General features: G+C 59.0%; 23 protein-coding genes. 11 read left to right on the forward strand and 12 right to left on the reverse strand.

Going from position 1 to position 23,054, the window contains the following annotated elements; genetic code table 11:
- Positions 1 to 2: 2 nt before the first annotated feature.
- Both WCL58_RS01350 and manX read right to left on the reverse strand, forming a co-directional pair.
- On the reverse strand, positions 3 to 803 hold the full coding sequence (locus WCL58_RS01350) for a PTS mannose/fructose/sorbose transporter subunit IIC (protein WP_033634888.1): 801 nt from the start codon (positions 801 to 803) through the stop codon (positions 3 to 5).
- 55 nt (positions 804 to 858) lie between these two features.
- Positions 859 to 1,818: a PTS mannose transporter subunit IIAB gene (gene manX / locus WCL58_RS01355; RefSeq protein ID WP_033654424.1), complete on the reverse strand. Its 960-nt coding sequence runs from the start codon at positions 1,816 to 1,818 to the stop codon at positions 859 to 861.
- Between the two features lie 562 nt (positions 1,819 to 2,380).
- Here manX and WCL58_RS01360 point away from each other — a divergent pair.
- The gene (locus tag WCL58_RS01360; protein ID WP_049195011.1) at positions 2,381 to 3,925 is read left to right on the forward strand and encodes a TerC family protein; all 1,545 of its coding nucleotides are present in this window, start codon (positions 2,381 to 2,383) and stop codon (positions 3,923 to 3,925) included.
- A gap of 16 nt (positions 3,926 to 3,941) precedes the next feature.
- Here the strand turns inward: WCL58_RS01360 and WCL58_RS01365 are convergent, their stop codons facing one another.
- The 4 genes from WCL58_RS01365 to pabB form a co-directional block, all read right to left on the reverse strand.
- Positions 3,942 to 5,528: an EAL domain-containing protein gene (locus WCL58_RS01365; protein ID WP_336850347.1), complete on the reverse strand. Its 1,587-nt coding sequence runs from the start codon at positions 5,526 to 5,528 to the stop codon at positions 3,942 to 3,944.
- A gap of 268 nt (positions 5,529 to 5,796) precedes the next feature.
- Entirely contained in the window at positions 5,797 to 7,161 is a 1,365-nt protein-coding gene (sdaA, locus tag WCL58_RS01370) for an L-serine ammonia-lyase (protein WP_060423975.1), read from the reverse strand.
- 446 nt (positions 7,162 to 7,607) lie between these two features.
- Complete coding sequence (locus WCL58_RS01375) at positions 7,608 to 8,186, reverse strand: CoA pyrophosphatase (RefSeq protein ID WP_060423972.1); 579 nt, start codon at positions 8,184 to 8,186, stop codon at positions 7,608 to 7,610.
- A complete protein-coding gene (pabB, locus tag WCL58_RS01380) occupies positions 8,183 to 9,556 on the reverse strand; it encodes an aminodeoxychorismate synthase component 1 (protein WP_336850348.1) in 1,374 nt (457 codons plus the stop codon). Before pabB ends, WCL58_RS01375 begins: the two co-directional genes overlap by 4 nt.
- A 530-nt stretch (positions 9,557 to 10,086) precedes the next feature.
- Between pabB and WCL58_RS01385 the strand changes: the two genes are divergently transcribed.
- Both WCL58_RS01385 and WCL58_RS01390 read left to right on the forward strand, forming a co-directional pair.
- Positions 10,087 to 11,088 (forward strand): glycosyltransferase, encoded by a 1,002-nt coding sequence (locus WCL58_RS01385; protein ID WP_336850349.1) that lies wholly within the window; start codon positions 10,087 to 10,089, stop codon positions 11,086 to 11,088.
- A 70-nt stretch (positions 11,089 to 11,158) separates the two neighbouring features.
- Positions 11,159 to 11,404: a YoaH family protein gene (locus tag WCL58_RS01390; RefSeq protein ID WP_185742284.1), complete on the forward strand. Its 246-nt coding sequence runs from the start codon at positions 11,159 to 11,161 to the stop codon at positions 11,402 to 11,404.
- A gap of 34 nt (positions 11,405 to 11,438) precedes the next feature.
- Here WCL58_RS01390 and purT read toward each other — a convergent pair whose 3' ends face one another.
- Entirely contained in the window at positions 11,439 to 12,617 is a 1,179-nt protein-coding gene (gene purT / locus WCL58_RS01395; RefSeq protein WP_102984519.1) for a formate-dependent phosphoribosylglycinamide formyltransferase, read from the reverse strand.
- 246 nt (positions 12,618 to 12,863) lie between these two features.
- Between purT and cspE the strand changes: the two genes are divergently transcribed.
- From cspE to yebF, 5 genes are all read left to right on the forward strand, one after another.
- Positions 12,864 to 13,073: a transcription antiterminator/RNA stability regulator CspE gene (gene cspE, locus WCL58_RS01400; RefSeq protein WP_004927572.1), complete on the forward strand. Its 210-nt coding sequence runs from the start codon at positions 12,864 to 12,866 to the stop codon at positions 13,071 to 13,073.
- Between the two features lie 147 nt (positions 13,074 to 13,220).
- Positions 13,221 to 14,603: an ATP-dependent RNA helicase DbpA gene (gene dbpA / locus WCL58_RS01405; protein WP_060423966.1), complete on the forward strand. Its 1,383-nt coding sequence runs from the start codon at positions 13,221 to 13,223 to the stop codon at positions 14,601 to 14,603.
- Positions 14,604 to 14,691: 88 nt separating this feature from the next.
- Positions 14,692 to 15,015: a YebG family protein gene (locus WCL58_RS01410; protein WP_060423963.1), complete on the forward strand. Its 324-nt coding sequence runs from the start codon at positions 14,692 to 14,694 to the stop codon at positions 15,013 to 15,015.
- Between the two features lie 39 nt (positions 15,016 to 15,054).
- The gene (gene yqfB, locus WCL58_RS01415) at positions 15,055 to 15,363 is read left to right on the forward strand and encodes a N(4)-acetylcytidine aminohydrolase (protein WP_060423960.1); all 309 of its coding nucleotides are present in this window, start codon (positions 15,055 to 15,057) and stop codon (positions 15,361 to 15,363) included.
- Between the two features lie 70 nt (positions 15,364 to 15,433).
- On the forward strand, positions 15,434 to 15,793 hold the full coding sequence (gene yebF, locus WCL58_RS01420) for a protein YebF (protein ID WP_060423958.1): 360 nt from the start codon (positions 15,434 to 15,436) through the stop codon (positions 15,791 to 15,793).
- Between the two features lie 56 nt (positions 15,794 to 15,849).
- Here the strand turns inward: yebF and WCL58_RS01425 are convergent, their stop codons facing one another.
- The 5 genes from WCL58_RS01425 to mdtH form a co-directional block, all read right to left on the reverse strand.
- Complete coding sequence (locus WCL58_RS01425; RefSeq protein WP_004927555.1) at positions 15,850 to 16,413, reverse strand: lipoprotein; 564 nt, start codon at positions 16,411 to 16,413, stop codon at positions 15,850 to 15,852.
- Positions 16,414 to 16,565: 152 nt separating this feature from the next.
- Positions 16,566 to 18,206 carry an ABC1 kinase family protein gene (locus WCL58_RS01430; RefSeq protein ID WP_070914702.1) on the reverse strand — a complete coding sequence of 547 codons (1,641 nt, stop codon included), beginning with the start codon at positions 18,204 to 18,206 and terminating at the stop codon, positions 16,566 to 16,568.
- Between the two features lie 35 nt (positions 18,207 to 18,241).
- Positions 18,242 to 18,889 carry a glutaredoxin 2 gene (gene grxB / locus WCL58_RS01435; protein WP_060423952.1) on the reverse strand — a complete coding sequence of 216 codons (648 nt, stop codon included), beginning with the start codon at positions 18,887 to 18,889 and terminating at the stop codon, positions 18,242 to 18,244.
- 127 nt (positions 18,890 to 19,016) lie between these two features.
- The gene (locus WCL58_RS01440; protein WP_049202450.1) at positions 19,017 to 19,265 is read right to left on the reverse strand and encodes a hypothetical protein; all 249 of its coding nucleotides are present in this window, start codon (positions 19,263 to 19,265) and stop codon (positions 19,017 to 19,019) included.
- Positions 19,266 to 19,337: 72 nt separating this feature from the next.
- Positions 19,338 to 20,543 (reverse strand): multidrug efflux MFS transporter MdtH, encoded by a 1,206-nt coding sequence (gene mdtH, locus WCL58_RS01445; protein ID WP_070914703.1) that lies wholly within the window; start codon positions 20,541 to 20,543, stop codon positions 19,338 to 19,340.
- A 345-nt stretch (positions 20,544 to 20,888) separates the two neighbouring features.
- On the opposite strand from mdtH, the gene rimJ reads away from it, so the two are divergent.
- The 3 genes from rimJ to WCL58_RS01460 are packed head-to-tail and all read left to right on the forward strand — an operon-like array spanning position 20,889 to position 23,040.
- Entirely contained in the window at positions 20,889 to 21,473 is a 585-nt protein-coding gene (gene rimJ, locus WCL58_RS01450) for a ribosomal protein S5-alanine N-acetyltransferase (protein WP_025159814.1), read from the forward strand.
- A 9-nt stretch (positions 21,474 to 21,482) separates the two neighbouring features.
- On the forward strand, positions 21,483 to 22,127 hold the full coding sequence (locus WCL58_RS01455; protein WP_060439770.1) for a YceH family protein: 645 nt from the start codon (positions 21,483 to 21,485) through the stop codon (positions 22,125 to 22,127).
- A complete protein-coding gene (locus WCL58_RS01460; RefSeq protein ID WP_084827691.1) occupies positions 22,120 to 23,040 on the forward strand; it encodes a Gfo/Idh/MocA family protein in 921 nt (306 codons plus the stop codon). The genes WCL58_RS01455 and WCL58_RS01460 overlap by 8 nt, the downstream gene beginning before the upstream one ends.
- The last annotated feature ends 14 nt before the right edge of the window (positions 23,041 to 23,054 follow it).

Below are 23,054 nucleotides of genomic sequence, written 5' to 3' on the forward strand. Positions count from 1 at the left end.
TCCTAGTCGAGTTCGTTATCAAGATCGTTTGCATTAGCCGGGCCGGCCTGGACAACCTGAGACTTGTTGTATTTCGGGCTGAGCTGGATATACAGCACGGCCATCACCACGCCGATGACGCCGAGCGCCACCAGGTTGAAGTTGGTGAAGGCGGCGGTCACGAAACCGAGGTAGAAGAACGGCATCAGGTAGCCGGCGCGCATCATGTTAATCACCATCGCGTAACCGACCACCACGATCATGCCGCCGGCGATGTTCAGTCCGCTGGTGACCACTTCCGGGATCGAGTTGAGCAGGGCGTGTACCCCGGCGGTGCCAACCGAGATGGCGACGATGACCGCCGGAATGGCGATACGCATCGCCTGCAGCAGCAGGGCACCGATGTGGATCCAGGTGATGGCCCGCAGGCTGCCGCGCTCCGCCGCGCTGTCCGCCGCGTGCTGGAAGGCCACGGTGAGGGTACGTACGATGATGGTCAACACCTGGCCGGCCGCCGCCAGCGGAATGGCCAGGGCGATACCGGCGCCGACGCTTTGCCCGCCGGCGATGACCAGAATGGTCGAGATGATGGACGCCAGGGCGGCATCCGGCGCGACAGCCGCACCGATGTTCATCCAGCCCAGGGCGATCATTTCCAGCGTACCGCCGATAATGATGCCGGTTTTCATATCGCCGAGAATGAAGCCGATCAGGGTACAGGCGACCAGCGGACGGTGGAACTGAAACTCGTCGAGGACGGAACCCATCCCGGCGATACAGGCAACGATAAATATCAGCACAATCTGAAGAGTGGTGATCTCCATTGCACTTCTCCTATGACCAAAAAGCTCTGAGTAAAATAATCAGCGGCTGGCGCCACTAATTGAGTTTGTTAATCAGGTCCATCATTTTTAGCCGGCTGTCGGACGAGACCTTACGCACCTCCAGCTCGATACCGCGATCGTTCAGTTTCTTAAACGCTTCGATATCTTTTTCATCGACGGAAACGGCGTTGTTCACCTGGGTTTTCCCCTGGCGGAACGCCATGCCGCCGATATTGACGGATTGAATATCCACGCCGCCTTCCACCAGACGCAAGACGTCGGTCGGGTTGGTAAACAGCAGCATTACGCGGTCGTTGGCGTACTTCGGGTTGTTCCAAACGCGGATCGCCTTCGCCACGTCCACCACGTGAGCGGTGACGCCCGGCGGGGCGACCTGGGTCAGCAGGGTTTTGCGCACATGGTCGGCGGCGACTTCATCGCTGACGACGATAATGCGGCTGACGTTGGTTTCTTTGGTCCAGCGGGTGGCGACCTGGCCGTGAATCAAACGGTCATCGATGCGCGCCAGGCCGATTTTCATGTGGTCGTTCGGCCCCAGCGGCGCCTGAGGGGCAGCGGCTTTGGCGACGGGTGCTGCGGGTTTTGCGGGTTCTTCCTGCGGTTTTTTCAGCGCTTTCACGCCTTCGCGGCCGGTTTCCAACGCCAGCGCCACCAGTTCATCGAAGGCGGGGTTGTCGTCCCGCGCCATGAAGGTTTCCACCAGCATCGGAATGTTGACCCCGGTGACGACCTCATAGTTTTCTTTGTCGACCGCAATGCGGCTGGCGGCGTTGAACGGGCTGCCGCCCCAGGTATCCACCAGGAACAGCACGCCGCCGCTGGTATCCAACCCACTGATTTTTTCGTTGTACTTGACGATTAACGTTTCGGCATTCTCACCGGGAACGAAGTCTATAAAGGCGACGTTGTCCTGCTCGCCCAATAGCATCTCCGCCGTTTTCAGCAGTTGTTCCGCTGCAGCCCCGTGTGTGCCGATGATAATAGCTATTGCCACTCGCTACCTCCTCGTTGAACTCCAGGCGCGGTTTGTGTCGTTTCTCCGCGCCGTCTTGGCAGTCACTTCCGCGGTTCAGATACATTATGGTAGAAAAAAAGAAACGCACGCCTAACATTTCTCACGCAGTTTCAAATGCCTGTGCGTGATGCTTCACGAACGCGACATTTATTTTAGTGAGTGAAAAAATATTTTTTGTGACGCTGCTCCGTTATTGAATGCTCGGATAAATCTTAGCTGTCGCAGATGATACGGCGCGGCGCCATGCTAAACCGCCGTTGAAAAAGCCGCTTTGTCCCCCAGAAAAATCCTGATACAGTAATTTCCTCTTTCATCACTAAGGAGTGAAGGGCCTCAGCCCTCCCTATGGACTGTCACCGAAGTTACTGTTTTACCAGGTTTCACCCGCCACCTGCTGGCGTTGCATATGCTGTTCGGCCATTCGGCCATCTCCCGGTAACCCCATCCCGTCACTTTGCTATTGTCGACTGCGCCCATGCAGCGGCGGCATCGTCACGTCTGAGCGGCGTGCGCGCATTCCCACTTTTCTCTGGAGTCTGATATGGAATTTTTAATGGACCCCTCTATTTGGGCGGGGTTGCTTACGCTGGTGGTGCTGGAAATCGTGCTGGGCATCGACAACCTGGTGTTCATCGCCATTTTGGCCGACAAGCTGCCGCCGAAGCAGCGCGATAAGGCGCGCATCATTGGCCTGTCGCTGGCGTTGCTGATGCGTTTGGGCCTGCTGTCGGTGATCTCCTGGATGGTAACCCTGACTACGCCGCTGTTCAGCGTCGGCGATTTCAGCTTCTCCGGCCGCGATTTGATCCTGCTGTTCGGCGGGGTGTTCCTGTTGTTCAAGGCGACCATGGAGCTGCACGAACGGCTGGAAGGGCAGACGCACCAGGACGGCGCCAACCGCGGTTACGCCAAGTTCTGGGCGGTGGTGGTGCAGATCGTGATCCTTGACGCGGTGTTTTCGCTCGATGCGGTGATTACCGCCGTGGGTATGGTGAACGATCTGCCGGTGATGATGGCGGCGGTGGTGATCGCGATGGCGGTGATGCTGTTGGCGTCGAAGCCGTTGACCAACTTCGTCAACGCGCACCCGACCATCGTGGTGCTGTGCCTGAGTTTCCTGTTGATGATTGGCCTTAGCCTGATCGCCGAAGGCTTCGGTTTGCACATTCCTAAAGGCTACCTGTATGCGGCTATCGGCTTCTCGATCCTGATTGAATTGTTCAACCAGATCGCGCGTCGCAACTTCATCAAGCATCAAGCGCGTCGCCCGATGCGCGAGCGCACCGCGGAAGCGATCATGCGCCTGATGGGGCAGCAGCGTACACAGCAGACGGACGATGCGGTCGCCTTGCCGAGGGATGAAACCTTTGCGGCGGAAGAGCGCTATATGATCAGCGGCGTGTTGACGCTGGCCTCGCGTTCATTGCGCAGCGTGATGACGCCGCGCACCGACATTTCCTGGGTCGACTGCGAGCGCTCCCGCGAGGAGGTACGCGCACAGCTGCTGGATACGCCACACAGCCTGTTCCCGGTGTGTCGTGATTCGGTGGATGAGATCGTCGGCGTGGTACGCGCCAAGGATCTGCTGGTGGCGCTGGAGCAGGGTGAAGACATCGCCGAGTTCGCCGCCCGCACGCCGCCGATCGTGGTGCCGGAAACCATGGACGTCATCAAGCTGCTGGCGGTGCTGCGTCGCGCCAAAGGGCGTCTGGTGGTGGTCACCAATGAGTTCGGCGTCGTGCAGGGGCTGGTGACGCCGCTGGACGTGCTGGAAGCGATTGCCGGTGAATTCCCGGACGAGGACGAAACGCCGGACATCGTGGCGGAAGGCGACGGCTGGCTGGTGAAGGGCGGAACCGATCTGCACTCGCTGGAACAGGCGCTGGCCTGCGATGACCTGGTCAGCCCCACCGCCGACTACGCCACCCTGGCGGGGCTGCTGTTGGCCCACTACGGGCAGATGCCGGTGGCGGGAGATACCATCGAGCTGAACCACCTGCGTTTCGATATCGTTGAGGTGTCCGAATACCGTATCGAACTGGTGCGCGTTACCCGCGTCGCCCTGGACGATCCGGCGCACGCGTAACCCTCCCGCCGGGGGCTCAGGCCTCCGGCGGTTCCTCTTCCGCTTTCCTGACGCGCGATTCGTACTGCTGCAACCACAGCGGGAAAACATGAATCGGCATCGGCTTGGCGAAATAATACCCCTGCAGGGCATTGACCTCGCGTGAGCGCAGATAGTCGGCCTGTTCCTCCGTTTCCACCCCCTCTGCCACCAGTTTCAGCTTCAGGCGCTGCGCCAGCGTAATGATGGTGTCGGTCACCGTGGCGTTGACCGCATCGGTGCCGATGGCGGCGGTAAACCCGCGATCGATCTTCAAGACGTCCGGACTGAGGTTTTTCAGGTAGCTCAGCGAGCTGTGGCCGGTGCCGAAATCGTCGATGGCCAGCATGATCCCCATGTCTTTCAGCGTGCGGATCTGGTCATACTGGATCGCCGACAGCGCGGTGCGTTCGGTCAGCTCCAGCATCAATGAGGGCATCGGGTGCGCCGGCAGCCAAATCTGGCGGATATCGTCGATGATGTTGAGCGTTTTAAAGTGCTCGGCGGCGACGTTGATGCTGATGTAGAAGGACGGTCGTGGCGGGAACAGCTGCAGATTTTCCGTCACGGTGTTCATCAGATAGCGAGTGAGCGGAATGATGAGCTCATGCTGCTCGGCCAGCGGAATAAACACGTCAGGCGAGATCCATCCTTGTCGCTTCTTTTTCCAACGCAGCAGCATCTCGACGCCAGCGCAGCGCCCGGTGTCGCTGTGGATGATAGGCTGACAGTAGACGCGGAACTCCCGATGAGTGATGGCATGGCCGATGTGGTAAGACAGGCTCATGCGGTTGGCGGTGAGCAGATAGACCACATAGGCCGCCAGCAGGCTGATCAACAGCGCCAGCGGGATATGGCGCGGCAATGCGGACAGCGCCAGCATGCCGATCTGTGGGCCGAACAGTGAAATCGAGAACGGGTACAGCGCGGAGCCGGCGGTGTAGCGCAGGTCGTTGGTCAGGGTGTCGCGGCTCAGGATTTCGCGGCGGCCATATTCCAGGCTGCTGTCGTCCACGTTCAGGACCACTCGCTGAACGTAAGGCTCTTGCGGTTCGAGTAAAAAGTTGGACAGCAGCTCGATATTGAATACGTGTAGCACGCCGCTGGTTTTATCACGGGGGGATGGCGTCCACATCACCAGCGTGGGCAGGCCTTTGCTGACCGCCAGAGAGGGGCGCAGCGCCAGCCTGGCGTTGCTGTCGGCGAAGGTGGGCATCACCGCGGCCAGCTGATAATGACGGGCGCCAAACAGGCTGGAGCAGTAAATAACACCGTTTTTCACCAGCAACATGGCACGTAGCGCCTGATTTTGCGCGGCGCGAAAGCGCAGGGTCGATGAAACGTTTTCGCAGGGTTGGTCCAGCATGTCCATACTGCGTTCCGCCTGCATCTGCGCCGGCGTCAGCAACTGGTTGATCTTGCCGACGGTGCGGGTAGCCAACGTCTGCTGGCTCTGCTCGATGCTTTTGACCTCTTGATAGTAACGGGTATACAGCGATACCAACAGAATAGCCACGCCCACCGCTCCGGCCAGCAGCCAACGGTAGTAACGATATCGGGACGCGGCGAGGTGGGTCATCAACATCCGGTAAATCCTTGTTCGGTAATCCAGCTCCGAGTCACAGTCAGGCCATAGATCCTTAAGTTGCGCTCGGCTAATTCTAGCCTGAGGTTATACAAGATTGATGGTAACTCAGTAAATTATTTCAGTATGGTAAAACAGAAGGCCAATTTGCAGGCTAACCGCCCGATCGATGAGAAAAATGCAGGATATTTTCTGGTGACATTGTCACTAAAAGCGGTCAATGAATTGATTACCCATAAAAAACCCCGCCGGGCGGCGGGGTTGTCTGTCAGTCGCATTGCACCTTGATCGCCAGGCCGCCGCGTGACGTTTCGCGGTACTTGGCGTTCATGTCTTTGCCGGTTTCGTACATGGTCTCGATCACCTTATCCAGCGAAACGCGTGGCTCGCTGGTGCGGCGCAGGGCCATGCGGGCGGCGTTGATCGCCTTGACCGAAGCGATGGCGTTGCGCTCGATGCACGGCACCTGTACCTGGCCGGCGACCGGGTCGCAGGTCAGACCCAGGTTGTGTTCCATGCCGATCTCCGCCGCCACGCACACCTGTTCAGGGCTGCCGCCCAGCAGCTCGGCCAGACCGGCCGCCGCCATGGAGCAGGCCACGCCGACTTCACCCTGGCAGCCAACTTCGGCGCCGGAAATGGAAGCGTTCATCTTGTACAGCGCGCCGATGGCGCCTGCCGCCATAAAGTAGCGGATATAGATATCCGGGCTGACGGATTCGATGAAGTGATCGTAGTAAGCCAGCACCGCGGGCACGATGCCGCAGGCGCCGTTGGTCGGCGCGGTGACCACGCGGCCGCCGGCGGCGTTCTCTTCGTTCACCGCCAGCGCGAACATGTTGACCCAGTCGATTACGTTCATCGGATCGTTGGACAGTTTGTCCGACGCCACCAGCATGCGGCGCAGCGCGGAGGCACGGCGCGGCACGCGCAGCGGCCCCGGCAGCACGCCTTCGGTGTTCAGACCGCGATCGATACAGGCACGCATGGTTTGCCAGACGTTACCGAAGTAGGTGTCGATCTCTTGCTTGCTGTGCAGCGCCAGCTCGTTCTGCATCACCATGCCGGACAGCGACAGGCCGGTCTCGCGGCAGTGGTCGAGCATTTCGCGCGCGGAGTTGAACGGATAAGGCATTTTCAGCTCTTGCTCGCCGGCCTTGCCGAAGTTCTCCTCGTCGACGATGAAGCCGCCGCCGATGGAGTAGTAGGTCTTGCTGTACACTTCTTTCTCGCCGGCGAAGGCGTGGATCTGCATGCCGTTCTCATGCAGCGGCAGGTTGTCGCTGCGGAAGACCATGCCGCCGTCGCGCGGGAAATCGACTTCATGCAGGCCGTTGGCCAGCATCAGGCGTTGACGTTGCTCTACATCGCGAATAAAACCCGGAATGCTATCGATATCGACGGTGTCCGGCATATTGCCGGCCAGGCCGAGAATGATGGCGATATCGGTATGGTGACCTTTACCGGTCAATGAGAGTGAGCCGTAAACGTCTACGGCAACACGCGTGATAGAAGGCATCAGGCCTTTATTTACCAGATCGTCGACAAACTGTTTGCCGGCTTTCATCGGTCCAACCGTATGAGAGCTGGACGGGCCGATGCCGATCTTAAACATGTCGAAAACGCTAATCACGCTAAAACTCCTTAAAGAGACGTATTGTTATGGCTGCGGCGGTTAAAAACCGCGCAGGGAACAGCGATATTGTAAAAGGGCCGTACGGGTTCGGCTGCCTTTTTCGCATGAAATTAAATAATCCGTGGTGTCGCTTTTTTTGCTGATTACCCGGGGCGAACCCTTAAGCGGGGTATCCGCTTTCGCCTAAGCTCCATTAGCGGTAATCGCGCCAGCTTTCCGTGCTGAACGCCGCCGGCTTAATCCCTGTTTCTACAGTGGTTTATCTCGGACGGTGGTATTTTACAGGTATTTCGTAAGGTTTAAGAGAGGGTTTACAGTTTTTTTAAAACCATTCAATCGGAACGGTAGTTGAAAAAGCGATCAAATGAAGTGATTTCGATCGCTTTACCTGCAGCGGACGTCGACGGCCATGCCAGATTGCGAGTCAGATCACGCAATGCGGGTCAAATACTGACCTGCTGCGCCAGGCGGCGAATAATGGCGGCGGTCAGCCCCCAGATAAACTGGCTGTGATACCAGGAGAGGTAAAGGCGGTGCGTGTGGCCGGCGCGATGGATATCCAGCGGGTAGTAACGCGACAGGGTCAGCGCTTCCCGCAGGGGCATCTCGAACACGTCCGCCACTTCGCCCTCGTTGGCGTGGAACTGCACGTCCGGCGGGATGAGGCCGACGATGGGCGTGACCTGAAATCCGGTGCTGCTGTCGAGCGGCGCCATTTGGCCGAGGACGGTTACCGCGTGTGGCGGTATCGCCACTTCTTCCTGCGCTTCCCGCAGCGCCGTGACGATCGCCGACCCGTCTTCGGCATCGGTTTTCCCGCCGGGGAAGGCCACCTGGCCGGCATGTTTGCGCAGCGAATCGGCACGGCGGGTCAACAGCAAGGTGGGCTCGGCGCGGCAAACGATCGGGATCAGCACCGCCGCCGGGCGCACATTGTGCGAGATCTGCGCCGCCTGCGGTAACTGCAGTTGAAAACGGCTGATAAAGGCGTGCAGTGAGGCCGGTGAATTCGATGGGATCACGACAGGGAGCACTCCCCAAGCTGCGGCAGAATACGACCAACCTTGTCGAAGGTTTCCTGGTATTCCGCCTGTTCCTGGCTGTCTGCCACGATGCCGCCGCCGGCGGAGCAGTGGATGCGGCCGTTTTCGGTGACGAGCGTGCGGATGGTGATGTTGGTGTCCATGGTGCCGCAGGCGCTCAGGTAACCGATGCTGCCGCAATAGGCGTTGCGACGCTGCGGCTCCAGCTCTTCGATGATTTCCATCGCTCGCACCTTGGGCGCGCCGGTGATCGAACCGCCGGGGAAGCAGGCGCGCAGCAGCTCGGTGGCCGAGGTCTGCTCCGGCAGGGTGGCGGTAATGGTGCTCACCAGGTGATGTACCGCCGGGAACGGCTCCACGACGAACAGTTCCGGCACCCGTACGCTGCCGGGCTGGGCGACGCGGCCGATATCGTTGCGCAGCAGATCGACGATCATCAGATTTTCAGCGCGGTCCTTGGGCGAATCGGCCAAACGGCGAGCCTGTGCGGCGTCTTGTTCTGCGTCCGCCAGCCGCGGCAGCGTGCCCTTGATCGGGCGGGTTTGGATACGCTGCTGCTCCAGCCAGAGGAAGCGCTCGGGAGAGACGCTCAGCACGCTGTTGTGCGGCAACCGCAGGAAGGCTGAGAACGGCGCACGGTTGCAGGCGCTCAGTCGGCAAAACGCCTGCCATTCGTCCCCCTGGTAGTCGGCGGAGAATCGCTGTGCCAGATTAATCTGGTAACAGTCGCCGCTGCGCAGGTAGTGCTGAACACGTTGGAACTTCTCGCCGTATTGCCGCCGCGTCATATTGGCATGCCAGCCGCTACGCAGCGTGAAAGGGCGCTCCGCCGGCGCGGTTTGGCGAGTGAGCCAGCGCCAGCGCTGCTCCACATCGCCATAGCTGAGCAGCGTCAGGGTTTGCAATTGGTGGTCGGCGATCGCTGCCCAGTCGTAAATGCCCACCGCCATGTCCGGCAACGCGAGGTCGGCTTCGGCCAACTGCGGCAAGGTTTCCACCCGGCGCCCAAGATCGTAGCCGAACAGTCCCAGGGCACCGCCCTGAAACGGCAGATCCGGGTTAAAGGCCGGCTGCCAAGCTTGCGCCGCCAACTGCTGCTGCAGCAGGGAGAACGGATCTTCCTTCGAGTGAGTAGTGACGCCGTCACTTTCGATTTTCGTGCTGGCACCCTGGGTGGTGAGCGTAACGCGCGGCTGTGCGACCAGAATATCGAAGCGGTTATGCGAGTGATCGGCAAAGCTCGAATGCAGCAACATCGCCCAGGGCTGTGCTGAAAGCGGGGCGAAAAGCGTCATCAGGGCACTGCGGCTATAGGGCAAAGACTTTATGTTTGGGGCGGTTACGCTCATGAACGTCAAAAAACCTGGCTGTGAAGACGGCAATGTCTGGGCGTTAGTGTGCCATAGACGGCTACGGCATGCATGTTTTGCCATGCGAGACATGCAGCACAGTTCACATAAACGGCAGTTCAATAAACCTGAAATAAGGCATTTTTTGCGCCATTCATTATACTTCGGTATGTTAAAAATTTAACGTCAAATAAACTGGAAGCCTGCTTTATCGAGGGCGCAAGACCCGAGAAATATAAAAACGATTCGTTAATTTCATCAATTTATTGTTACCCATGGTTATTAACTGGGTGATGCGGGAAAGTTTTGTCTGTGTTTTGTCGCGCGGGCCACTCTGTGAAATGGATGCCTGATTCGACACTGTTTTTCTTGCTGAAAGCATGAAAAGACAAAACAAGATAAATCTTATTTAGCCTGTTGCGGAAATCTGAGCGCCTTAGGCCTATTTATTCCCTCTGGCGCTGAATGGATTGATATTTTTAAAAAAAATAAAATTATTATTTTGTTACATTATCATTGAAGAGCTGCCTATGTCGTTAATGCTGAGCGTCATCGTCCCGATGCACAATGCGGGAGAATTATTAGAGCCTTTCCTGGCTTCGTTGCTGGCCCAACGCGAACAACGCCTGGAGGTGATCATCGTCAACGATGGTTCTACCGACGGTTCAGGAGAGACCGCGCACCGTTACGCGGCGGCGCATCCGCATATTCGGGTCATCGATCAGGCCAACGCCGGCGTTTCTAACGCGCGTAATGCCGGGCTCGCCGTGGCCCGGGGAAAATACGTGGCGTTTCCCGATGCCGACGATCTGCTGGCGCCGGACATGTATTCCACGCTGCTGGAGCAGGCGGAGCTCCACCAATTAGACGTGATGCAATGCAATGGCGAGCGCTATTTCGCCAGTGAAGACGAATTACAGCCGATTTTTCCCGAGGCACGTTTACAGACCACCGACGTTATCGCCGGCGTACAGTGGTTCGAACGTGCATTGAAATCGAGAAAATTTATTCACGTTGTATGGTTGGCAATATATCGCCTCGATTTTATCCGCCGGCATCGGCTTTATTTTGAACCGGGATTACATCATCAGGATATTCCCTGGACGACTGAGGTCATGTTTAATGCCCAACGGGTCAAATATTTAAGCACGCCGCTGTACCGTCAACGGGTACACGACAAGTCGATCAGTAATCGTCGTCGCACCGGAAAAGCAAACGTGGATTATCAACGCCACTATATGAAAATCGTCGAAATGCTGGAGCGGCTCAACCGGCGCTATGCAGGCAGCATTGCCATTCGTCCGGCTTTCCATTGGCAAATCACCCGTGAAGCGTTGGGCATTTGCCACAGCATTCGCCGTGAGCCGGATCCGGTCGCCCAGAATCAGATTACCGAAGAGTTCTATCAGCGCGGCATCGACAGAGCGATGTTCGCTAATGCGCGCGGCGTGAAGCAGGGGTGGCATGTCATGCTGTGGCGGCATCGCCTGAAGCAGTGGCGCGGCGATAATGGCTGTTCGCAACCGGCCTGAGACACAAGGCGTTGGGATCCGCCGCGTTAGCGCGTATACTCCTTCTCCCTTTTGCCGGAGAGAACGACACATGCATGCAGGTATGCCATTACTGAGTCACGCGGAGCAGCAGGAAGCGGCGGATCGCATCCATCAACTGATGGAGCAGGGCATGAGCAGCGGCGAAGCCATTGCTCGCGTTGCGCAGGAAATTCGTGAGAAGCATCAGGGCGCTCAGGTTGCGGTACTGTTCGATGAGGATGATGAAGACGAGCAGCATGATGCCGCACCGGAGGCGTCGCGGAATGACGATGCTGAAGAAGACGAAGACTATTGATGTTATCGGGGCCGCGCAAGCGGCCCCGTCAGTTTCAGCCGTTGACCGCCACGGCGGCGGCGGCTTGTTTCGCCAGCTCCACCGCCTGTTCCGTCGTGCTCGCCGTCGCCAGCGCTACGCCCAGACGACGTTGCCCGGCGATCTCCGGTTTGCCGAACAGGCGCAGCTGATTGTGCCCGCTCAGCGCATTTTCCAATCCGCTGAAACGCACATCGCTGCTGGTGAGCTGCGGCAGGATCACTGCCGAAGCGGAAGGGCCGAACTGGCGGATGGCGCCGATCGGCAACCCGAGAAAAGCGCGAACGTGCAGGGCGAACTCAGACAGATCCTGTGAAATCAACGTGACCATGCCGGTATCGTGCGGGCGCGGTGACACCTCGCTGAAGATCACTTCGTCGCCACAGACGAACAGCTCCACGCCGAACAGCCCGAAACCGCCCAGGGCTTTCACCACTTTCTCCGCGATAGCCTGGGCCCGGCTCAGCGCCGTCGCCGACATCAGTTGCGGCTGCCAGGATTCGCGATAGTCCCCATCCTCCTGACGATGGCCGATCGGCTCGCAGAAGTGCACGCCGTCCACGGCGCTGATGGTCAGCAACGTAATTTCAAAATCGAATCTTACCAGCCCTTCGACGATCACCCGGCCGCCGCCGGCGCGGCCGCCCTGTTGGGCGTAATCCCAGGCGCTTTGCAGTTGTTCAGGCGTGCGGATCAGGCTTTGCCCCTTGCCGGAAGAACTCATCACCGGTTTGACGATGCACGGGTAGCCGATGTGTTCGACCGCCTGCCGGAAAGTCGCCTCGCTGTCGGCAAAGCGGTAGCTGGAGGTGGGCAGGCCAAGCTCTTCCGCCGCCAGGCGGCGGATGCCTTCACGGTTCATCGTCAGGCGGGTGGCTTCGGCGCAGGGCACTACGCGGTGGCCCTGGCGTTCAAGCTCGACCAGCATAGCGGTGGCGATTGCTTCGATTTCGGGAACGATATAGTCCGGCCGCTCTTGTTCGATAACGGCTTTCAGCGCGTCACCGTCCAGCATATTGATGACGTGGCTGCGGTGCGCCACATGCATGGCGGGGGCGTCGGGATAGCGATCGACGGCGATCACTTCCAGACCAAGGCGCTGGCATTCAATGGCGACTTCTTTACCCAGCTCCCCGGAGCCGAGCAACATAACGCGGGTGGCGGAAGGGCGCAGGGCGGTTCCAATCGTTAACATAGTTTCGTACCTGGATCGGTGAAAGTAAGCGGATTGATGATCGGCGGGCAGTATATACGAAAACGATTGCGTGCACAGCCGCAGCGCCAAGTTTGTTGCTAACTGACTGTTTTCATAACAAGCAGAAATATTTGCCCTGTATGAGGGATTATGCGTTAATAACCGACGGCGAAAGAAGGCCTACTTATCACAAGGTTTTCGCGTCTCGTGCCGTCAAGGCAGGTTTATCAAGTAAAGGAAACACAAATGAGCAAGATCACTGGTCACGTTAAATGGTTCAACGAAAGCAAAGGTTTCGGCTTCATCACGCCTGCCGACGGCTCTAAAGACGTTTTCGTTCATTTTTCCGCTATCGTTAGCGATGGTTTCAAGACCCTGGCTGAAGGCCAGCAGGTTGAGTTCTCCATCCAGGACAGCCAACGTGGCCCAGCCGCAGCCAACGTCGTTGCTATTTAACGACTGAGCCGCCAAGAAACCCGCCGCCGGCGGGTTTTTTTATGCCCGCTGCCCGTAACGCCGCCCATCTCTGTTATCATTTACCGCTGATTCGGCGCCAGCCTGCGGGCGCGCCGCCATTCCATTCGTCATATAAGAGTTATCGCCGTGAGCACAGTTTCTTTTTCTTCCCTGCCTCTGCCAGCCGAACAGTTGGCCAACCTCAACGAACTGGGGTACGCCAAAATGACGCCGGTGCAGGCCGCCGCGTTGCCCGCCATCCTGCAAGGGCGAGACGTGCGCGCCAAGGCGAAAACCGGTAGCGGTAAAACGGCGGCGTTCGGCATTGGTTTGCTGAATAACATCGTCGTTGCTCAGGTTGCCACGCAGGCGCTGGTGCTCTGTCCCACCCGCGAGCTGGCCGATCAGGTGAGCAAAGAACTGCGCCGCCTGGCGCGCTTCACGCAGAACATCAAAATCCTGACGCTGTGCGGCGGCCAACCGATGGGGCCACAGCTCGATTCGCTGGTGCACGCGCCGCATATCGTGGTGGGAACGCCGGGCCGCATCCAGGAACACCTGCGCAAGAAAACGCTGCTGCTGGACGAGCTGAAGGTGCTGGTGCTGGATGAGGCCGACCGTATGCTGGACATGGGCTTCGCCGACGACATCGACGATGTGATCAGCTACACGCCGCCGCAGCGTCAGACGCTGCTGTTTTCCGCTACCTACCCGGCGGGTATCGAACGCATCAGCGAGCGCGTTCAGCGTCAGCCGCTGAGCGTCGAAGTGGACGATGACGAAGCGCAGACCGCCATCGAACAACGTTTCTATGAGACCACGCGCGATCAGCGGCCGGCGCTGCTGGTGTCGGCCATTCGTTATCATCAACCCGCGTCCTGCGTGGTGTTCTGCAATACCAAACGCGATTGCCAAACGGTGCTTGAGGCCCTGGAGGCCCGCGGTATCAGCGCACTGGCGCTGCATGGCGATCTGGAGCAGCGCGACCGCGACCAGGTGTTGGTGCGTTTTGCCAACCGCAGTTGCCGGGTGTTGGTAGCGACCGACGTCGCCGCTCGCGGGCTGGATATCAAAGAGCTGGAGCTGGTGGTTAACTACGAACTGGCGTTCGATCCTGAAGTGCATGTGCACCGTATCGGTCGTACCGGCCGCGCCGGCATGAGCGGGCTGGCGATCAGCCTGTGCACGCCGCAGGAAATGGCGCGGGCGCACGCGATTGAAGACTACCTGCAGATGACCATTGCCTGGGCGCCGGTGTCCGAGCTGAGCGGGGCCGCCAACGGTTCGCTGGAGGCGGAGATGGTGACGCTGTGCATCGACGGCGGCCGTAAGGCGAAGATCCGCCCCGGCGATATCCTTGGCGCGCTGACCGGCGATGCCGGGCTGACGGCGGCGGAAGTGGGCAAGATCGACATGTTCCCGGTGCATGCCTACGTCGCGATCCGTAAAGCCAGCGCGCGCAAGGCGCTGCAGCAGCTGCAACAGGGCAAAATCAAAGGCAAGAGCTGCAAGGTGCGGCTGCTGAAATAAGCCGAAGGCGGGTGGCGGTTTGCCTTCCCGCCGCTATCTATTTATACTGTATATAATTACAGTTATTTGAGTATTTGAGGACGCACACATGGCGGTTGAAGTTAAATATGTGGTGGTGAGAAACGGTGAGGAAAAAATGACTTTCGCGAGCAAGAAAGAAGCCGACGCCTACGACAAAATGCTGGATTTGGCGGATAACCTCGGAGAGTGGCTGCAACAGGCGCCGCTGAACCTGGACGACGAACAGCGCGAAGGGCTGAGCTTCTTCCTGGCAGAGAATAAGGACGCACTGGGTCTGATTCTGCGCGGCGCATCACCGGCGGAAACCGGCAAAAAACCGACGGAAGCGAAAGCGAAAAAAACGGTCTCTAACTCAAAAGAGGGATCTGCGTCAGAAAAGCAAGCGGCATAATGACTTATGTTGCGGTGTTGTGATGAAAAAGGATCTAAAATGAGCCGTGAAATAACTTTCTTCAGCCGCTTTGAGCAAGACATTCTGGCCGGGCGCAAAACCATCACCATTCGGGATGCCAGTGAGTCGCACTTCGAACCGGGCGAGGTATTGCGCGTAAGCCGCAATGAAGACGGCGTATTTTTCTGCTTTATCGAAGTGCTGTCGGTAACGCCGGTGCGCCTGGATGCGCTGACCGAACGCCACGCACAGCAGGAGAACATGTCGCTGAGCGAGCTGAAGCAGGTGATCAAGGAAATCTATCCGGGCCTGGATGCGCTGTTTGTCATCGAGTTCGTCAAACGGTAACTCTTTGCCGAAACCCTGTTGTGAGCCAGGGATGGGCGCCCGGATAGCGCTAATCACAACGGGAGGACATATGAAAAAAACGGGTTTGGCTATCGCCTTGTTGGCCATGATGGGAGCATCGACTGCGGTGTGGGCGCAGGATCAAGAGCAACGCACCGCCAAGGTGGGGCAGTGTGCCGGTCTGCAGCCGGCGGATATTGCCGCTCAGGTCAAGCGTGATTTCTTGCAGAACCGCATCACGCGCTGGGAGGCGGACAAAAAGCTGCTGGGCACCGCAACCCCGATCGCCTGGGTCAGCCCGGATGCCATCACCGGCAAGGATCAGGTGTGGCAGGTGCCGCTGACGGTGCGGGGTACCAAGATGGATAAAACCTACAACGTGACGCTCAACTGCAACACCGGCGAGATTGCCTACAGCGCGCCGCAGTAATACTTTCCCGCAATAAAAAGCCCGCCGATCGGCGGGCTTGATACATCAAAGCTCGGTCAGTCGCTAAACGGGATCACCAACTCACCCGGTTTCACTTCCAATCCCTTCGCCAGTTTTTTCGCCAGCGCTTCGGTTTTGCTGTTGTCAGGATTCAGCACATAAGCCGGCTTTTGGTCGAAGTAAGATTTTAGCGACTGGTTCAGGTATGGCGTCAGCGCTTTCATTACCGTCTGCATTTTTTCCGGCTGCACGCTGTAATCGGTCAACTCCATATCCTTCAGGTAAATGGCGCCCTGTGCACGGTCGTAAACCGGCTGTGCTTTCAGCGTCAGCTTCAGGTCCGCCGCCTGCGGGCCGAGAATCGACGTGATGTTGACCTTGGCGTCGCCGGAAAGGGTGACTTTACCCGGCTCGCTGCGGCCGATCTGGCTTTGCAGCTGCGTCAGCACGATGTTGGCGTCCACCAGGCCGGGCACGCCGATCTGCTTTTGATAATCATTGTGTTTCTGCAGGTAATCATTCACTTCCTGCTCGCTCAGGGTGTATTGGGTCAGTTGATTGCAACCGGCCAATACGCCGGCGAACAGCAGGGCGGCTGCGCCCATCAGGATCTTCTTCATTAATGCCTCATTGCGACTGCTGGCGAAAAGTGCTGCAGATAATTGATTAATCATTATAAACGTTCCGCCTGCGCGTGAAAACGGCAGGTGGCGATGTGCAGAGGATAGTGCGCGCAAAAGCGGGCAAGACCTATCGGATAACGCCGAAAGCGTCAGCGCCGCAGCCGCAGCGCCAAGAGAATCACGCCGGCCAGGCAGGCTGCGCCCCCCAACAGCGGGAACAGCGGAATGCCCCACAGTCGCAGCGACGAATGCATCAGATAAGGCGCCAGCCCCAGGGCAAAAGCGGCGGTGACGATGGCGATGGCCAGGGTGACGGCGGCGCGTTCCAGCGCTTTGCTCAGCTGGCCGAGGTTACTGACGTTGATATCGGCATTGAGCCGCCCGCGTTTTAGGCGGCGAACCAATAGCCGCAGCGTTTGCGGCAGCTCTTCTCCGGCATCGAGCGTTTCCCCGCCCAAGGCCAACAGCCGCTGGCGCACGGCGTCGGGGGCGTAGCGCTGCAGCACCGTTTGTTGCAGCATCGGCTTGAGCGTGGCCACGATGTCGAAGTTTGGATCCAGACGATGCAGCACGCCGTCGGCGGTGATTAATGCCTTGAACAGTAGCACCAGATCGGGCGGCAGCGCCAGCTGGTGTTCGCGCGCCATCACCAGCAGGTCGGTCAAGGCTTTACCTAGCGTCAGGGTGGTGGCGGCCTGTTTGTCGAGAAAGTTTTGTGCCGCCAACTCCAGATCCATCAGGTCCAACGGTTCGCTGTCCGACCAGGCGATCAGCGTGTTGACGATGCCTTCGGACTGGCGATCGGCGATGGCCTGCAGCAGCAGGAGCAACTGGTTGCGCCGCCGCTCGGACAGCTGGCCCACCATGCCGAAGTCGATAAAACCGACGCGGTCACCGCTCAGTGCCATGACGTTGCCGGGGTGCGGATCGGCGTGATACAGCCGATGCTCCAGCACCATGCTCATAAAGGCGCGGGCGCCGCGTTGCGCCAGTAGTGGGCCGTCAAAGCCTGCCGCCGCCAGCTGTTCAGGGCTTTCCGGCGCGGTGCCGGGCAAGTATTCCTGCACTAACAGGCGGGGAGAAGAGTATTGCCAATAGATTTTTGGCACCACCACGTCGGGTTGACGCGCGAACATCCCGGCAACGCGGTCGCAGTTATGCCCTTCGTGGGTCAAGTCCAGCTCGTGATTGAGCGCCGTTGCCAACGCTCGGACCATCTGCCGCGGCCGATAGCGCGCCAGCGCCGGGCTCTGCTGCTCCACGGTCTCCGCCAGCGAGGCCAGCAGCCGCAGATCGGCGTGGATGGTTTTCGCCAGACCGGGCCGCAGCACTTTTACCACCACTTGCTCGCCGCTGTGCAAGCGTGCGCGGTAGATTTGCGCCATCGACGCCGCGGCCAGCGGCGTGCGATCGAATTCGGCAAACCGCTGTTCCGGCTCGCCCCCCAGATCGGCGATGATTTGCGGCGCCAGCGTTTCCCATGGCAACACCGCCGCCTGGCTGTGCAGGCGATCCAGTTCGTCGGTCCAGGCCGGATCCAGGAGATCAGAGCGCGTGGCCAGGATCTGACCGAATTTGACGAAGGTGGGGCCCAGCGCTTCGAGCGCTTCGCGCAGCCGCTCAGGCAGGGTTTGTGCATCCTGCGGGGCAGATTCACCGCGGGCGCCGCGCAACAAGGCTCCCAGGCCCAGCAGGCGCAGAACGTCTTGCAGACCATAACGAATCAGAACGGAGGTTATTTCCTTCAGCCGCGCCCGGTCGCGAGCGGTGGCGAGCACCATTTTCAACATCAGTACGCCATGTCCTTATTTGTCATTCTCGAACGTTATTGTTCCATATCCAGCAGCAACGGCACCTCGCTGCGCTGCGCCATGCGGTTGCGGTAGGCTTCCACGTTGTCCGGCAGCGCAACCCCGGCGACGATCGATAACGAGCGCAACAGCGGGAACAGGTGAATGTCGTCCTCGGACAGCTCGCCGTTTACCGCGTCGGCGGAGACGATCAGCGGCGACAGCGCTTGCAGGTCGGCTTCCAGTTCGGCGATCAGATCGGCACTGTTGGCGAGATGTTCGGCAAAATCACCGATAGCCGCCTGTTTTTTATCGATAAAGTAACGGCGGGCGCTGTCGGTGGCGAACTCTTCGAAATCGGCATGCGCAATACGCGGCAGCAGCAATTTGGCGCTGTAACTGCCGACCCGCTGCAGCCACTCGGCAATGGCCGGGTTGGTGCTACCGGTCAGCACCGGCTTGCCGTCCAGGCTATCGACATAGCGCACGATATCCAGGCTTTCCGGCATCGCTTCGCCGTCGTCTTTGATCAGGATTGGCACCATTTTTGTGCCAATCAGGTTGAATGGGGTCGTCTCGTCGTCGTTGAGCAAGGTGACCAGCCGAATCGGCTGGCGCTTCAGGCCGAAAATCATACGGGCTTTAACGCAGAAGGGGCAATGATCGTAAATGAACAGTTTCATGCTTGCTCCGGGTTGTCAGGTTTTAACAGCAATAGTTACCACAGCTTACCGAGGCTGTCTTGAAGCGCGTGTGTTGGATGGTGCGTTATTGCGACATTGCCCGCGCAACAGGCGCGGGCGAGGGGCGTTATTTCTTGGCCGGTACCGAATTGAGCACATCGATCAGGTGAATGCGGGCCTGTTCCAGATCGACCTGATCGCGCTCGTTGGCGGCGGAGACGACCTGCAGCTGTTTGATGATATCGCTTTTCAGCGCGCTGTCGCCGGCGATGATGTGGGCCAGCGCTTTTTCCACCAGGGTGGAGCGCGCATAAATCATGCGCAGGTTCAGTATCATATGTTCGAGCAGTTGCGGTAACTTCGCTTCTTCAATCATGCCGACGGGCTCCTGTGGGGTTTTTACTAACAGGATAGCAGCTGTTGCCGATTCGGCCGGATTTCTATGGCGTTAACCGCCGCGCAGCATCATCGACGCGTTGCCCCGCGGGCTGAATTGCCAGTACAGCGCCAGCAGCGTGGCAAAACCGACGGCCCCGAGCAGCAACCAGGGCAGTTCCGGCATATTCATCGCCCGTCCGGTATCGTACATCCAGCCGCCGCCGGTATAGCCCAATGCGCCGCCCAGCGCCAAACCGAGGCGGCTGAAGCCCATGTAGCTGCCGCGCGCACGCGGATCGGCCAGCGAAGCGCTCAGCGTTTCGCGCGCCGGCTCGGCGATGATCGAGCCCAGATAGAAGCAGCAGATCAGCGTGAAGACCCCCTGCAGGCTGGTGGCGAGACCGATCGGCAGCAGGCTGAGCGTCATCAGCAGCAGACCCGCCATCAGGCGCTGTTCAAGCCGGAAGTGTTTTTCACCCCAACGCGCCAACGGATAGAGCAGCGACAGCGACAGCGCCGCTTCGATCGCGTACATCCATTTCACCGCCGCCGGTGAACCGGCAATTTCGTTGACCACGATAGGCATCATCAGCATCACCTGCACCGCCAGCATGTAGTAACCGGTCAGCGTCAGGACATAGGTGAGGAAGCGGCGATCGCGCAGAACCCGCAACAGGCCTTCTTTCATCGGCACGCGTACGGTGGAGATGCGATAAGCCGGCAGTAACCAGGCATTCCAACCGGCAGCCAGCACGAAGATCGCCGCCCCGACCCAGCAGACAAAGTGAAAGTCGTACTGCAGCAGCCAACTGCCGATCAGCGCGCCGACCACCGCGCCGGCGCTGTCCTGCATCATTAGCAGCGAGAAAAAGCGGCCGCGCTCGTGCGGACGGGTCAGTTTGATCACCAAAGCGGTGCGCGGCGGATCGAATAACGTGCCGCCGAGGGCGGAAAGCGCGCAGGAGAACCACAGGATCCAGGGCTCATCGGCCATCGCCATGGTGGCGAACCCGGCGGCGCGCAGCAACATGCCGGTGACGATCATCGGCTTGGCGCCGAAACGATCGGCAATGGCGCCGCCAAAGATGCCGAGCCCTTGTTGCAACAGCTGGCGCAAACCCAGCGCGATGCCGACGATCAGCGCCGCCCAGCCCAGCTGATCGACGAAGCGGATCGAAATAAGCGGAAAGACGACAAAGAAGCCTAACACCACCAGCAGGTTATCGAGCAACAGAAAATATTTACCCAAGCTGCGCGCTTGCGACACCAGAGACATGCTTCACCATGAGCAATTAAGAAAGAAGGGGAGATAGCCGTTCCATTCTCTACCCAATTCCCGTACGGCGACAGGGGCGGCATAGATAATATTTTTTTATCGTCAAGGTGTTACCTGAGCTGCAAAATTGGCGGAAAAACGCCGTAAAACGCGTATTCGGCGATTTACTGAGCGGCCGGGATTTTACCTCGGGGGCGGGCTACGGTTATATTGAATGCAGGGAAGCGCAGTTCTGCGGCGCTATTGGCAAAATAAAACCATGGCAAAAGATCGGCACAGGATAATGAGCCGCTCGGCTTCCTAATAAATACTTCTTATCGAACCGTTTTGACTGCGGGGGAAATGATGTTCGGCTATCGCTCTGCATCGCCAAAAGTACGTCTTACAACCGACCGGATGGTGGTCCGTTTAGTGCATGAACGGGATGCCTATCGCCTGGCGGATTATTATGCTGAGAACCGGACCTTTCTCAAACCCTGGGAGCCGGTGCGCGACGAAAGCCACTGTTATCCTTCCGGCTGGCAGGCGCGCCTGGGCATGATCACCGAAATGCAAAAGCAGGGCAGCGCCTACTATTTTATCCTGCTCGATCCGGAAGAGCAGGAAGTGCGCGGCGTGGCGAACTTCAGCAACGTGCTGCGCGGTTCGTTTCACGCCTGTTTCCTCGGTTATTCGCTGGGGGAGAAATGGCAGGGGCAAGGGCTGATGTTCGAAGCCTTGCAGTCCGCTATCCGCTATATGCTGCGCCAACAGCGCATGCACCGCATCATGGCCAACTATATGCCTCACAACCAGCGCAGCGGCGCACTGCTGACGCGTCTGGGATTCGAACGTGAAGGTTACGCCAAGGATTACCTGCTGATCGACGGCAAGTGGCAAGACCACGTTTTGACGGCATACACCAATAAAGAGTGGTTACCCCCACGTTGAGGCCAAACGATGAAATATGAATTGAACGCCAAAGAGGCGCGGGTCATCGGCTGCCTGTTGGAAAAACAGGTCACGACCCCGGACCAATACCCGCTTTCGCTTAACGCCATTACCCTGGCGTGCAACCAAAAAACCAACCGCGAGCCGGTAATGGATCTTAGCGAAAGTGAAGTGCAGCAACTGCTCGATCTGTTGCTGCGCAAACATTTCCTGCGCACCCTCAGCGGGTTCGGCAACCGGGTAGTCAAGTATGAACAGCGGTTTTGCAACTCCGAGTTCGGCCAACTGAAACTCTCGCCCGCCGAACTGGCGGTGATCGCCACCTTATTGCTGCGCGGCGCGCAAACGCCGGGCGAGCTGCGCACCCGCACCAACCGGATGCACGAGTTCAACGATGTCAGCGAGGTCGAACAGGTGCTGCAGCAGCTGGCTACGCGCGAAGATGGCCCGTTCGTGGTGCGCCTGGCGCGTGAGCCGGGCAAACGCGAAAGCCGGTTCATGCATCTGTTCAGCGGCCAGATTGATGAAGTGCCGGCGGCGCTTGAGTCTGAGGTCGACGGCGACCTGAGCGCCAGGGTCAGCGCATTGGAAAACGAAGTATCGGAATTGAAACGGCTGGTGCAACATCTGTTGGCGAGGGAAGCGAATGACTAAATTGCGTGTGGGCGTGGTGGGATTGGGCAGTATTGCGCAGAAGGCTTACCTGCCAATCCTCGGCCAGGCGGCGGATTGGACGCTGGTGGGCGGTTTTTCGCCCAATCAGCAAAAAGCGCAGCCGCTGTGCAACAGCTACCGCATGGCCTGTTTCTCCCGTCTGGACAGCCTGGCCGAACAGTGCGACGCGGTTTTTGTCCACAGCAGCACCGCCAGCCATTTTTCCGTGATAGGCGAGCTGCTGAACCGCGGCGTGCACGTTTACGTCGATAAGCCGCTGGCGGAAACGCTGGAGCAGGGCGAGCAGTTGCTCGAGTTGGCCGAGCGGCGAGGCAAAACGCTGATGGTGGGGTTCAACCGCCGTTTCGCGCCGCTTTACCGGCAGCTCAAACAGCAAATGAACCAGCCGGCTTCCATTCGTATGGACAAGCATCGGACGGACAGCGTCGGCCCGCACGATCTGCGTTTTACCCTGTTGGATGACTATCTGCACGTGGTGGACACCGCGCTGTGGCTGGCGGGCGGGCACGAGCAACTGCTGAGCGGCCGTTTGCAGGCCAACGCCGCCGGTGAAATGCTGTATGCCGAACACCACTTCGCCTGCGGCGACACGCAGGTGACGACCAGCATGCATCGCCGGGGCGGCAGCCAGCGTGAAAGCGTGCAGGCGGTGACCGACGGTGCGCTGTATCAGTTGACCGACATGCGCCACTGGCGGCGTGAAGATGCGCAGGGCGAGTTGGAACAGCCGGTGCCGGGCTGGCAAAGCACGCTGGTGCAACGCGGCTTCGACGGGGCGGTGCGGCATTTCCTCAGCGCCGTCGCCAACCAGAGCGCGCCGGAAACCGGCGGCGAACAGGCGCTGGTCGCCCAGCGGGTGGTCGAGCGTTTGCTGCGGGATAACTCTATGTAACATATGGCGGTAGC

This window comes from Serratia sp. TMDUHS_CL, assembly GCF_037137105.1.
Taxonomy (GTDB): domain Bacteria; phylum Pseudomonadota; class Gammaproteobacteria; order Enterobacterales; family Enterobacteriaceae; genus Serratia; species Serratia nevei.